Here is a 13023-nt window from a genome sequence, read left to right as displayed (position 1 = left end):
GGCACCTTCAGAGGATGGGAACGAGGCCAGCGCCGAATGCGGTCAGCATGCGTACCAGCAGCCACTTCGGGCCGACATTGACCTCGGGGAAGTCGCCCACGGCGACATAGCAGCGGTGGAAGCCCGGGTCCTGCCGCGGCAGCGGCTGCGGGCAGTCCGGACCGGGCTTGAACTCGTAGTCGGTGGCATAGCGCCACGGCCAGAAGTCGAGGATCGGCAGTGCTTCGGAAGCCTTGCCGACGCTGTAGTTGAGCCCGGACAGCACCGGCGGCTTGGCCCGCGGCGCCACCGTCCACGAGTTCTGTGGGTGGGTGTCGCGCAGGATGCTCTCGGCCAGCTGCTCGGCGAAGGCCGGGTCATCGATGATCACCGCGCCTTCGGTGTTGTAGTTCTCGCTGCGCGGATCGAAGTTGTGGGTACCGACCACGCCGATGCGGCGATCGACCACCAGCGACTTGGCATGCAGGCCCATGCGCGCGCCCTTGCGGGTGACCGGCAACGGCTTGTTGACCGCCTTGCTGCCCAGGAACGAGGGACGGGTCTCGGTGCGCAGCAGGCGGGTCTCGACCTCGCTGCCGGCCGCGCGGCGGCGCTCGCGCGCGTTCTGGTAGGCACTGCCGGTGCGCGGATGGTTCACCGGCCCCTGCTTGCCGGTGGGTGCCGGGGGCTCATCGCGATCGCGGCTGTCGCCGGCGTTGCTGCCGGCGGCGCTGCCGCCGATCAGCGGATTGCGCCCGCCGTCGTCGTCGCCTTCCGCCGCGGCGATCGGGTCGGGCAGCAGGTTGCGGTAATCGACCGGTGCATCCAGCGGGAACGGCTTGTATTCGAAGATGTTGAAGCCCAGTTCGCGCATGTTGCGCCGCTTGTACTTGTACGACAGCGCATACACGATCGGGTTGTCGGTAGCCGCCAGGCTGTTGCTGGACACCACCACGCGCGGCGGCTGCGGGCGCTTGCGCAGCTCGCGGAACAGCTTCTGCGCCGGCTTGGACAGCACCAGGTACGGCGTCTGCAGGATCACTTCCTTCTGCGCGCCGGCGATCAGCGCATCCAGCTGCGGCTCGGTCACGTGCTGGCCGGCCAGCGGCGCATCGGCCTTCTCGCGCCGGTGCTTGCGCGGCAGGTCGGCGACATAGCGCACCGAGGCCACCGGCAACGCGGTATCGACGAAGGAACGGCTGACGAAGTCCATGTCGTTGGCTTCGGCACTGACCCGCTGCACCCGCTCGGGGCGTCGGAAGCTGGCCGGCGGCAGGGTCGGCACGCCCTCGCGCAGCAGGGTGCGGCCGACATCGTTCAGGCGCTCGGCCGGCACGCTGCGCCTGGCGCGCCAGAAGGCATCGAAGTTGGCCGCCATCGCCCGCGCCTCCGGGCCGGCGATCAGCACGTCGCGGTCGCGGAAGTTGTACTCGCGGTCCCAGTCGTAATAGTCGTCCTGGTAGTTGCGGCCGCCGACCACGCCGATCGCATCGTCGATCACCAGCAGCTTGTTGTGCATGCGCTGGTTGAAGCGGCGGAAGCAGCACAGCACGCTGCCGGCATAGTCGAAGTAGTTCAGCCGGGCCTTGCCGAAGGTCGGGTTGTAGACCCGCAGCTGGAAGTTCTGGTGCGCCCCGGACAGCGCGCCGAGGATCTGCAGGTCGGAGATCGCCGAGAGCTGGTCGATCAGCACCCGCACCTTCACCCCACGCCGCGACGCGGCCAGCAGCTCGTCGATGACCAGCCGGGCGCTGTCGTCCTTGTCGAAGATGTAGGTCTGCAGGTCGATGCTGCGGGTGGCGCTGCGCAGCAGGTTCAGGCGCGCCACCAGGGCGCCCTCGCCCTCGTCGAGCAGGGTGGCGTAGTGGCGCGGCTGTTCCGGGGTGGATTCGGTGAACGCCCGCCCGGCCAGCGCACGCAGCGGCGAGTCCTGCGCACAACGGTCGGCGCGCTGGCAGTCGACGTCGGTCGAGCGCGCCTGCACGGCGATCGCTTCGGCGCGGTCACGCTCGGCATGCGAGAGCGATGCACAACCACTGCCCAGCAACACGGTTGCCAGCGCCAGTACACGCAGCAGGAGGTTCACGGTTTCGGCGCCTCGCTCAGGCGCGCACGCAATACGAAGGTCACTCGGTCACTCAAGGCAAGCTGCCAGCTGTCCATTCCATACCGGCCTCGCTGCACGGTACCGCGGCTGACGACGTCGCAATCATAGCCGGGTCGGGCGCACTCCGCTTTCTCGACCTGCAGCGACTCGGGGTGGCTGATGCCGCGCAGGGTCAGCCGGCCGTTGATGTCGCCGCCCTGTTCCACGGTCTCCGGCCAGTATGGCAGCGAGTCGAACTCGACCACCGGATGGCGCCCGGCATCGAAGAACTCCTCGCCACGCATCCAGCCCGTATAGCGTGCCTTGCCGGGGATCTCCACCGAACGGGTGAACATCTTCAGGTGCACCTGGTGGCGGCCATCGGACAGGATCTCGATACGCCCCTCGAAGTGCGGGAACACGCCTTCGATGCGCTGGCCGAAGCGGGTGCGCACCTCGAAGCCGATCCGCGAGCGCTGGGTATCCAGGCGCAATACCCGTGGCGCTTCGGCGGACACGGGCGGCAACGGGGTCGGTGGCGGCGCCGCGGCCCAGGCCGGGCCGAGCGCCAGCAACGCGGGCAGCAGGAAGCGGCTGCGCCGCGCCAGGCTCATCGGATCACGGCCACCAGAACGCGTTCAGGCTGGCCACGCCGGGTTCGATCGAAGCCTCGCGCGGGAAGCCAAGCACGGCCACGCCGCCCGGCGGCATGCCGCGATAGTCACTGCTGGTGCCGTCGGTCATCAGGGCCACCAGCTGCTCCAGACCCGGGTTGTGGCCGACGATCAGCACCCGGTCCATGTCACGACGCTCGTCCACCAGCGCCGCCAGGGTGCCCGGGGTGGCTTCGTAGATGCGGTCTTCCAGGCGCTTTTCGACATAGCCGATGGCCGTCATCACCGCTTCCAGGGTCTCGCGGGTACGTCGCGACGGCGAGCACAGCACGCAGTCGGGCAGCAGGTTGTTTTCCTTCAACCACTTGCCGGCGGCTTCGGCCTCGGCGAGCCCTACCGGCGACAGCGGCCGGTCGAGGTCGGCCTGGCCGGAAACGGCGGGTTCGGCATGGGCATGGCGCAGCAGGATCAGTTCACGCATCGCGGGTTTCCATGAAAAGAGGGTGGAGACGTGCAGCGTTACAGCTTCAACCAGGACAGCAGCGGCTCCCAGTCGGCCTGGTGCTCGCGCACCTGGGCCGAGCGGTAGTCGAACAGGCTGCGGCCCAGGCCGGTCATGACCACGTAGCTCTGGCTGTCACGCAGCTGCGCGACCACCGGGTACGGCCACTCGCCCAGCATCTGCAGCGCCTGCTGCGAGGTCTGGGTCCAGGGTTTGGTGCGGTTGAGGACCAGCCCCACCGGCAGCTTGCGGCTGTGCACGCGCGGGTTCTGGGCCAGGCTGTTGAGGAAGCCGACGATGGCTTCGATATCCAGTGCCGAGGGCAGCACCGGCACCACCACGGCGTCGGCCGCGTCCAGGAAATGGGGGATATCGTCGGCCAGCGCACCGGCTGGTGCATCGATGATGACGGTATCGGTACCGTCCGGCAGCTTCTGCGCCCACTGCTTCTTCCGATACACATCGATGGGGAGCACCGCGCTTTCCAGCCCGGCACGCCGTTGTGCCCAGCGGGTGCTGGAGCCCTGCGGGTCGGCATCGGCGATCACCGTGGCCTTGCCCTGCAATGCCGCGTACGCGGCCAGGTGGGTGGCGACGGTGGTCTTGCCCACCCCGCCCTTGGAACCGGCCACCAGGATCGTCTTCATGCCAGCCTCGCTTCCGGGTACGTGCCCCGAGCGTACACCGGCGGTGGTGACGGGAGGTAGCACCGTGCTGAACCAGTGGCCATCGCCTTTGCTATCGTGGCGCCCCCGAAGGATCGAACCGGCATGAGCGAACTGCAGGACCTGAGCGCACTGATCCGCGCCAATACCCCCCTGATCGTGATCGAGACCCAGGATGAGGGCCGCATCGTCGAGCTGTTCCGGCAGACGCTGATGCACGTGTGGCGGGCCCTGCACCGCTGGTCCATCACCGAGGGCCTGCGTCGCATCGACCTGGACCGCGAGGACCCGCCGGTCGGTCCGCCCGATGCCAGCGCCGCCCTGCAGATGATCCGCCAGGCCGACCAGCGGGGCGTCTACCTGCTGCTCGATTTCCACCCCTACCTGGGTTATGCCAGCCACCAGCGCGCGCTGCGCGACCTGATCCAGCGCCGCCACAGCGAGCCGCACGTGCTGGTGCTGATCGGCGCCAAGGTCGAGTTGCCGGCCGAGCTGGAAGCGCTGGCGGTGCGCTTCAACCCGCGCCTGCCCGATGCCAATGCCCTGCTGAAGATGCTACGCGAGGAGGCCGATGCCTATGCGCGCGAGCACGGCGGCCGCCGCGTCGAGGTCGACAGCGAGGCGGTGAAGAAGATCCTGAAGAACCTGCAGGGCCTGAGCCTGGTCGATGCCCGCCGCATCGCCCGCCAGCTGATCTACGCAGACGGCGCGCTGCGCGACGACGACCTGCCGCAGCTGGCACGGCTGAAGTTCGAGCTGCTCAACCGCAGCGGCCACCTGTTCTTCGAGCATGACAGCGCGCGCTTCGGCGACGTGGCCGGCGCCAACCGGCTCAAGCGCTGGATCAGCCAGCGCCGGGTGGCTTTCATCGCCGGCTCGGCACCGGCCGGCCTGGACCCGCCGCGCGGCATGTTGCTGCTGGGCGTGCAGGGCTGCGGCAAATCGATGCTGGCCAAGGCCACCGCCGCCGGCTTCGGCGTACCGCTGCTGCGCCTGGACGTGGGCGCGCTGTACAACAAGTACCACGGCGAGACCGAGGCCAACCTGCGCCAGGCGCTGGCCTCGGCCGAGCAGCTGGCGCCCTGCGTGTTGTGGATGGACGAGATCGAGAAAGGCCTGGCCAGCGGTGGCGAGGACGGTGGCGTATCGCGCCGCGTGCTCGGCTACCTGCTGACCTGGATGGCCGAACGCAAGGCGCCGGTCTTCATCGTCGCCACGGCCAACCAGGTGCACGAGCTGCCCGCCGAACTGCTGCGCAAGGGCCGCTTCGACGAGATCTTCTTCGTCGACCTGCCCACCCCCGAAGTGCGCGTGGAACTGCTGCGGCTGCACCTGGGGCGACGCCAGCTCAATGGCGACGACTTCGCGCTGCCGGCGCTGGCGGCGGCGGCGAATGGTTTTTCCGGCGCCGAGATCGAGCAGGCGATCGTGGCCGGGCTGTATGCGGCGCACGCCGAAGGCCGGCCGCTGGATACCGAGCTGCTGATGAACGAGATCCGTGCGACGCGGCCGCTGTCGGTGCTGATGGCCGAGCAGGTCGAGGCATTGCGGGCGTGGGCGTCGGGGCGGACGGTTTCCGCGGACGACTGAGGTTCCCGCGAACGGCGCAGCCCCTCGTGGCTGGTCGCTCAACGCAAATGCCGGGTAGGGCCGGGCGGGTAGGCTGCGCAGGGGGCGCTGCAAGTACGTCCCTGTAAGCTCGATCGCCGCATCCATGCGGCTCACGCCCCTGCGCAGCCTACCCGCCCGGCCTCTGACAGTTCCCGGGGCGTCCATCCACGTAGAAGAAAGTAGAAGAGCAAAAGCAAAAGCGCTTGGCTGGCTGCTTTTTGTAGAGCCGAGCCCACGCTCGGCTGCATTTCGATCAGATATCGAATAGTTGATTCCGATGCGGATGCATCCACGCATGGCGTGGATCTACCCACCGTCGCCGAGAACCTGTCGGGGTCGGGGCGGTCTGGGGCTGCAGGACCGTTGGCGCCATGGATGGCGCCATCGAGCCCCCAGGGGTGAGGGCGCTTTGCCTGCGAGGCATGCCTCGCAAGCGCCCGAACGCACAGCCGCCAGCGGCTGGGCCGGACCCCGGAGGGGGGTTTACGGCGTGTCCTGCAGCCCCAGACCGCCCCGACCAAGCCACAGATAGCTCAGAGCCGGCTGTTGCTGTTGCTCCAGCCGTTGCCTCTGCGGGTGCCGGGTGCAACCCGGCCAACCCCCTTCCCTCAGGGCCAGGCCGGCGGGGCGGCCGCCCAGGCCTGCTGCACTTCCGCCAGCGAGGCGCGCTCGTCGTCACGCCACAACGGCAACAACTGCGCATAGCGGCTGCTGTCGCTCCATTGCGTCGGCTCGGTACGCACCGCTGCGGCATACCACTGCACCGCCTCCTGCTTCTGCCCGGCCCGCCACAGCGCCAGCGCATAGGTGGGTGGCAACCAGCCCGGCTTGCTCAGCGAACCACCTGCGGCGGCCTGCCATTGCTCCAGGGCCGCCTCGGCCTGGCCCTGCCGCAGCAGGTCCCAGCCGTAGTTCCAGCGCACGCCACGGCCCAGGCTGCCCTGCACCGGCGCATCCTTCAGTGCTTCGCGATACAGCTGTTCACCCAGTTCGGTGCGGCCCTGCGCAATGGCCACTGACGCCAGCTGCACGGTGGCCTCCACGGTACGCCGGCCGCGCTCGCGCTGCTTGAGCAGCTGCGCCACCAGTTCATCCCCGTCGGACTGGACCACGACCATCGGCACGGCGGCCGCATCGCTGTCGAAGTAGAACTCCTGTGGTGCCGGCACCGCCGGCGCGGCCCACACCGGGGCCGTTCCCGAGACCAGCAACATGCTGCCCAGGATCTTTCCTGCAACTGACATCCCTTCTCCCCAGGCCGCAACCGCAGCCTCCCTCTCTCTCCCCGATCCTAACCCCAGCATGGCCGCCGGCGCGAGTGCCGGGGCGGAAGGGCCTCGCTGCTACAATTCGCGCCTTTCCCGCCGCGTGCCTGCACGCGGCCGGTGCCAGCCGATCCTGACCGGGCCAGCCATGACCAGTACCGCGCAACTCACTTCGCCCTCTTCCGCCGACCTGATCGACCGTGACTACACGCTCGACCACAAGTACACCCGCAACGAGGGGCGGATCTACCTGAGTGGCGTGCAGGCGCTGGTGAAACTGCCGTTGATGCAGCGGCTGCGCGACGCGCACGAAGGCATCGACAGCGCCGGCTTCGTCAGTGGCTACCGTGGCAGCCCGCTGGGCGGCTTCGACCTGGAACTGTGGCGCGCGCGCAAGCACCTGGACGCGGCCAAGGTGAAGTTCACCCCCGGCCTGAACGAGGACCTGGGCGCCACCATGGTGTGGGGCACCCAGCAGACCAACCTGTTCCCCGGCGCCAACGTGCAGGGCGTGTTCGGCATGTGGTACGGCAAGGGCCCGGGCGTGGACCGCTGCGGCGACGTGTTCAAGCACGCCAATGCCGCTGGCACCTCGCGCTACGGCGGCGTGCTGGCGCTGGCCGCCGACGACCATGCCTGCCGCAGTTCAACCCTGCCGCATGGCAGCGAGGATGAGTTCGTCAGCGCGATGATGCCGGTGCTGAATCCGGCCGGCGTGCAGGACATCCTGGACATGGGCCTGCTGGGCTGGGCGATGAGCCGCTACACCGGCCGTTGGGTCGGCTTCAAGACGATTGCCGAAACGGTGGAATCGTCGGCCTCGGTCGAGGTCGACCCGATGGCGCGCCGCATCGTGCTGCCGGAAGACTTCGAAATGCCCTCGGGCGGCCTCAACATCCGCTGGCCGGACCCGCCGCTGGACCAGGAAATGCGCCTGCACCGCTATGCGGTGAAGGCCGCACAGGCATTCGCCCGCGCCAACGGCATCGACAAGGTGGTGATGGACGCGCCGCGTGCGCGGCTGGGCATCGTCACCACCGGCAAGAGCTACCTGGACGTGCTGCAGGCGCTGGAATACCTGGGCCTGGATGAAGCCGCGTGCGCCGACATCGGCATCCGCGTGTACAAGGTCGGCATGACCTGGCCGCTGGAGCCGCAGGGCATCGCGCGCTTCGCGCAGGGCCTGGAAGACATCATCGTGGTGGAGGAGAAGCGTGCCTTCATCGAGCGCCAGATGAAGGAACAGTTCTTCAACTGGCCGGCCAGCTGGGGCCAGCGCCCGTCGATCGTCGGCAAGTACGACGAGAGCGGTGAGTGGATCCTGCCATCCACCGGCGAACTGACCCCGGCCACCATTGCCGGCGTGATCGGCCGCCGCATCCAGAAGTTCTTCAACAACGAGTCGATCGAGCAGCGCCTGCAGTGGATGCAGGAAAAGGAAGCCGAGCTTGCGCTGCCGCGCGCCAGCTTCCCGCGCGTCCCGCACTACTGCTCCGGCTGCCCGCACAACACCTCCACCAACGTGCCGGAAGGCTCGCGCGCGCTGGCCGGCATCGGTTGCCATTACATGGTGACCTGGATGGACCGCAGCACCGACACCTTCACCCACATGGGCGGCGAAGGCGTGACCTGGGCCGGGCAGGCGCCGTTCACCGACACCCCGCACGTGTTCCAGAACCTCGGCGACGGCACCTACTTCCACAGCGGTTCGCTGGCGATCCGCCAGGCAGTCGCGGCCGGCGTCAACATCACCTACAAGATCCTCTACAACGATGCGGTGGCGATGACCGGCGGCCAGCCGGTGGACGGCCCGCTGAGCGTGCCGGACATCGCAAAGCAGATGCGCGCCGAAGGCATCCACACCATCGTGGTGCTGTCGGACAACATCGGCAAGTGGACCGGCAAGCGCGAGCACTTCCCCAGCGATGTCGAGTTCCACGACCGCAGCGAACTGGATGACGTGCAGAAGCGCCTGCGCGAGGTGAAGGGTGTTTCGATCCTGATCTACGAACAGACCTGCGCCACCGAGAAGCGCCGCCGCCGCAAGCGCGGCAAGCTGGAAGACCCGCAGAAGCGGGTGCTGATCAACTCGCTGGTCTGCGAAGGCTGCGGCGACTGCGGCAAGAAGAGCTTCTGCGTGTCGGTACTGCCGAAGGAAACCGAGTTCGGGCGCAAGCGCGAGATCGACCAGTCCAACTGCAACAAGGACTATTCGTGCGTGAACGGCTTCTGCCCGAGCTTCGTCACCGTGCACGGTGGACAGCCGCGCAAGGGCAGCAAGCGCGATGCCTCCACGCTGCTGGACAACCTGCCGGCACCGTCCCTCCGCGGCACGCTTGAGCAGCCCTGGAACATCCTGATCACCGGCGTCGGCGGTACCGGCGTGGTGACCATCGGTGCGCTGCTGGGCATGGCCGGCCACCTGGAAGGCAAGGGCGCGACCGTGCTCGACCAGACCGGCCTGGCACAGAAGGGCGGCGCGGTGACCACGCATATCCGCATTGCCCGTCGCCCTGAAGACATCCACGCCGTGCGCATCGCCGCCGGCGAGGCCGACCTGGTGCTGGGCTGCGACATGGTGGTGGTCAACGATTACTGGGCGCTGTCGAAGGTGCGCGCCGGCCGTTCGCAGGTGGTGCTGAACACCTATGAAGCGATGCCGGGCACCTTCACCACCCGCCCGGACATGCAGTTCCCCGCCGCCGACATCGTGGCCGGTGTGCGCGTGGCACTGGGTGGGCAGGAGCCGCTGCTGCTGGATGCCACCCAGCTGGCCACCGCGCTGCTGGGCGATGCGATCGCCGCCAACCTGTTCATCCTCGGCTACGCGTGGCAACAGGGCCTGGTGCCGCTGTCGTTCGAGTCGCTGATGCGCGCCATCGAGCTCAACGGCGCCGCCGTGGCGATGAACCAGCAGGCCTTCGCCTGGGGCCGCCTGGCCGTGGTCGACCCGCAGGCCGTGCAGCAGGCCGCCGGCCTGGTGCGCAACCGCCACACCGATACCGAATCCACCCCGGGCCCGCTGCATCCGCTGCCGCCGGGCGAGTGGGAGGGCAACGAATGGGGCGCCACTGCGGCGCCGCGCAATACCGGCGACGAACGCGAACTGCGTGGCCTGCCCTCGCACGGTGGCGATGTTGCGTTCCTGCCGCTGGACGACGCCCGCCTGTCGCGCTCGCTGGATGAAATGATCGAGCGCCGCGCCGCGTTCCTGGTCGAGTACCAGGACGCTGCCTACGCCAACCGCTACCGCAGCCTGGTCGAGCGCGTGCGCGCCGCCGAAGCCGACCGCATCGGCGGTTCCACCGCGCTGACCGAGACCGTGGCCCGCTACCTGTTCAAGCTGATGGCCTACAAGGACGAGTACGAAGTGGCCCGCCTGTACACCAGCGGCGACTTCCAGCGCCGTCTGCAGCAGCAGTTCGAAGGCGATTACCAGCTGCGCTTCCACCTGGCGCCGCCGCTGTTCGCCAAGAAGGACGAGCAGGGCCGGTTGCTGAAAAAGGAATACGGCCCGTGGATGTTCAAGGCCTTCGGCCTGCTGGCCAGGCTGAAGTTCCTGCGTGGTGGCCGCTTCGACGTGTTCGGACGCACCGGGGAACGCCGCATGGAGCGCAAGCTGATCGGCGATTACGAAGCCACCGTGCAGGTGCTGCTGGACGGCCTGGATGACGACCGCCTGGCGCTGGCGGTGGAAATCGCCAGCGTGCCCGAGCACATCCGCGGCTTCGGCCACGTCAAGGAAGCGCATTTCGAGCAGGCCAAGGCACGCGAAGCCGCCCTGCTCGCCCAGTGGCGCAATCCAAAGGCGCTGCACATCGTGCAGGTGGCGTAACGCCGCGAAACAGGGAGTGCCGGCCGCTGGCCGGCACTACCGGCGGGTCACCCCAGCCGCCACAGCAGCAACCGGTTGTTGGCCGGCATCGCCACATCGCCCAAGCGGGTGAATCCGTGGTCGGCGGCCAGCGCCTGTACCGCTTCGCTATCGCGGATGCCGCTGCGCGGGTCGCGCGCCTTCAGCCAGGCATCGAACTGCGCGTTGCTGTCGCTGGTGTAGCGGCCACCGTAGTTGAACGGGCCGTACACCGCCAGCAGCGCACCATGCCGCAGCACCGGTGGCAGCGCGGCGAACAGCGCCTGCACGTGCTCCCAGCTCATGATGTGCAGTGTGTTGGCACTGAATGCGGCGTCGAACATGCTGCCTTCCGGCAGGCTCAGGCCGGTCGCCGGCGGCAGCTCCACCTGCAGTGCCACCGGCGGCAGCAGGTTCAGCAGCGCTGCTTCCGCGCGCCAGTCCTCGATGCCCGGCAGATGGTCCGGATGGTCGCTGGGCTGCCAGCGCAGCCACGGCCAACGCTCGGCGAAGAAGGCCGCATGCTGGCCGGTACCACTGCCGATCTCCAGCAGCCGGTGACGGTCGCCCATCCACGGGTCGAGTGCGGCGGCGATCGGTTCGCGGTTGCGCTCGCAGGCTTCTGAATACGGCTTGCTCGACATCAGGACGGTGTCCAGGCGGGGTCGGCCCCATTGTGCATGAGGGGGTGTCTGCAGGGCTTGCAGCCCTGCACCCGCAGGAGCAACGGCAAAGGCCGAAGCAACGTCAAAAGCTGGCATTCCGTGGGATGGCGGGATGGGTCCGGTTGCGGGGGACGCCGTAAACCCGTCCTTGGGGGCTTGGCCGCGGCATCCATGCCGCGGACACCCCCGCAACCGGACCCACCCCACCTTCGACAGTTTCCAGCGATCTGTTGGAACGGCGCTTGGGGTCAGATCCGTTTTCCGCAGGAAAACGGATCTGACCCCGGATTCATTTCGATATCTGACAGATGTGTCGACCAAGGTCGACACCTACCAACAGCCGAGTGAACCTGTCGAAGGTGGGGCGGTGTCGGATTGCGGGGTGTCTGATCTGGCCCCCCGTCCGCGGACGCCAAGAGGCGATACTTTGATCGCACTTGGAGGTCCCCTTATGTCCCGTATCACCCGTCGTAGCTACACCGATGAGTTCAAGCACCAAGCCGTGGAGTTGGCCGAGTCGCTCGGGCCTGCCGCAGCGGCCCGTCAGCTGGAGATGTCGGTCAAGACGCTGGCAAATTGGATTGACGCGGTCCGTGCTGGCCGGTCGTTGACCTCTGAGGCCCGCAGGCCGGCCACTGACCTGGAAAGCGAGATCAGCCGCCTTCGGGCCGAGAACGCCAATCTGAAGATGGAGCGGGAAATCCTAAAAAAAGCGGCGGCGTTCTTTGCCAGAGAGTCCAAGTGAGGTACGCCTTCGTCGCCAGTCAAAGGACTCGCTACCCGACCAGGTTGCTGTGTCGGCTTTTTGGGGTTTCTGTCTCTGGATTCCATGACTACCTGCGCCGCCAGTGTGCCCAAACGTGCGATGTCGATTCGGCCCTCCGTACCGAGCTTCGGGCCATCCATGTGGCCAGCAAACGCAGTTATGGGCGGCGTCGGCTGGTCAGGGCCTTACGAGCCAGGAATCATCCAGTTGGCCACAAGCGCGTGGCACGGTTAATGGCCGAGGAGCGAATCCAGGGCAAGACCAAAGGCCGATTCCGGCCCAAATCCTCCGGCGGCTCATCTCAGCTCGCCCCCAACCTGCTGGATCGGCAATTTGCCCCCGGAACCGGACCGACGGCGTGGGTCGGAGATATCACGTATGTCCCCACCCGCCAGGGATGGCTGCATCTGGCCGTGGTCATCAGCGTCCAGACCCGGCAGGTGCTGGGCTACAGCGTTTCCAGGCGCCTGACTGAAGAACTGGTAGTGAAAGCATTCGCCAATGCCTGGGCTCTGCATCCACAACGACCTGGCCTGATCTTCCATTCCGATCGTGGCGGGCAGTACTGGGGGAACGAGTTTCGCCAGCTGCTGCAGTCCCATGACGTGGTCCAAAGCATGAGCCGGCCTGGCAATTGCTGGGACAACGCCGTGGTCGAGAGCTTCTTTGCGACGCTCAAGACAGAAGAGGCTGCCGAGCCTTACGCCAGTAAGGAACAAGCCAGCCAGTCCATCGCTGCTTACATCCACGGCTTCTACAATCCAGCCCGGCTACACTCGGCGCTGGGCTACCACTCGCCTAACAACTACGCCCGGCAGCTCCGGGCTGCCGCCTGAAACGGCTTCATGGCGTCCGTTTTCAGGGGGCCAGATCAGTCAGCCGCATGGATGCGGCTGCCAAGCCTACATGGACGTACTTGCGGCGTCCCCGCAATCCGACACCGCCCCGCCAACCCACGGAATACCGCTCTGGCTCTGGCTCTGGCTTTGGCCGTTGCCGTTGCATTGAGCAGGTGCA

The 13023-nt window shown here is 67.6% G+C and carries 10 protein-coding genes; 4 read left to right on the top strand and 6 right to left on the bottom strand.

Annotation, left to right across the window (positions count from 1 at the left end):
* Positions 1 to 7: 7 nt before the first annotated feature.
* The 4 genes from ACUZUJ_RS00585 to ACUZUJ_RS00570 are packed head-to-tail and all read right to left on the bottom strand — an operon-like array spanning position 8 to position 3828.
* Entirely contained in the window at positions 8 to 2065 is a 2058-nt protein-coding gene (locus tag ACUZUJ_RS00585; protein WP_049444424.1) for a phospholipase D family protein, read from the bottom strand.
* The gene (locus ACUZUJ_RS00580; RefSeq protein ID WP_049444423.1) at positions 2062 to 2679 is read right to left on the bottom strand and encodes a YceI family protein; all 618 of its coding nucleotides are present in this window, start codon (positions 2677 to 2679) and stop codon (positions 2062 to 2064) included. The genes ACUZUJ_RS00585 and ACUZUJ_RS00580 overlap by 4 nt, the downstream gene beginning before the upstream one ends.
* 4 nt (positions 2680 to 2683) lie before the next feature.
* A complete protein-coding gene (locus tag ACUZUJ_RS00575; RefSeq protein ID WP_101764668.1) occupies positions 2684 to 3160 on the bottom strand; it encodes a SixA phosphatase family protein in 477 nt (158 codons plus the stop codon).
* 38 nt (positions 3161 to 3198) lie between these two features.
* Complete coding sequence (locus tag ACUZUJ_RS00570) at positions 3199 to 3828, bottom strand: nucleotide-binding protein (RefSeq protein WP_010487235.1); 630 nt, start codon at positions 3826 to 3828, stop codon at positions 3199 to 3201.
* A gap of 123 nt (positions 3829 to 3951) precedes the next feature.
* Between ACUZUJ_RS00570 and ACUZUJ_RS00565 the strand changes: the two genes are divergently transcribed.
* Entirely contained in the window at positions 3952 to 5436 is a 1485-nt protein-coding gene (locus tag ACUZUJ_RS00565) for an AAA family ATPase (protein ID WP_005420987.1), read from the top strand.
* Between the two features lie 629 nt (positions 5437 to 6065).
* On the opposite strand, the gene ACUZUJ_RS00560 is transcribed toward ACUZUJ_RS00565, so the two are convergent.
* Positions 6066 to 6701, bottom strand: a complete 636-nt coding sequence (locus ACUZUJ_RS00560; RefSeq protein ID WP_049444419.1) for a tetratricopeptide repeat protein — start codon at positions 6699 to 6701, stop codon at positions 6066 to 6068.
* Between the two features lie 169 nt (positions 6702 to 6870).
* On the opposite strand from ACUZUJ_RS00560, the gene ACUZUJ_RS00555 reads away from it, so the two are divergent.
* On the top strand, positions 6871 to 10557 hold the full coding sequence (locus tag ACUZUJ_RS00555; protein ID WP_101764667.1) for an indolepyruvate ferredoxin oxidoreductase family protein: 3687 nt from the start codon (positions 6871 to 6873) through the stop codon (positions 10555 to 10557).
* Positions 10558 to 10604: 47 nt separating this feature from the next.
* Here ACUZUJ_RS00555 and ACUZUJ_RS00550 read toward each other — a convergent pair whose 3' ends face one another.
* Positions 10605 to 11219, bottom strand: coding sequence for a DUF938 domain-containing protein (locus ACUZUJ_RS00550; protein ID WP_458220985.1), 615 nt, complete (start codon positions 11217 to 11219; stop codon positions 10605 to 10607).
* A gap of 472 nt (positions 11220 to 11691) precedes the next feature.
* On the opposite strand from ACUZUJ_RS00550, the gene ACUZUJ_RS00545 reads away from it, so the two are divergent.
* Together ACUZUJ_RS00545 and ACUZUJ_RS00540 are read left to right on the top strand one after the other, a co-directional pair.
* Positions 11692 to 11985 carry a transposase gene (locus ACUZUJ_RS00545; protein WP_087921478.1) on the top strand — a complete coding sequence of 98 codons (294 nt, stop codon included), beginning with the start codon at positions 11692 to 11694 and terminating at the stop codon, positions 11983 to 11985.
* Positions 11982 to 12842 carry an IS3 family transposase gene (locus tag ACUZUJ_RS00540; RefSeq protein WP_101764920.1) on the top strand — a complete coding sequence of 287 codons (861 nt, stop codon included), beginning with the start codon at positions 11982 to 11984 and terminating at the stop codon, positions 12840 to 12842. The genes ACUZUJ_RS00545 and ACUZUJ_RS00540 overlap by 4 nt, the downstream gene beginning before the upstream one ends.
* Positions 12843 to 13023 lie beyond the last annotated feature (181 nt).

Source organism: Stenotrophomonas sp. S4, from assembly GCF_054187805.2.
The sequence above is the reverse complement of the archived record's forward strand: the minus strand, read 5'-3'. Positions and strand labels throughout refer to the sequence as shown.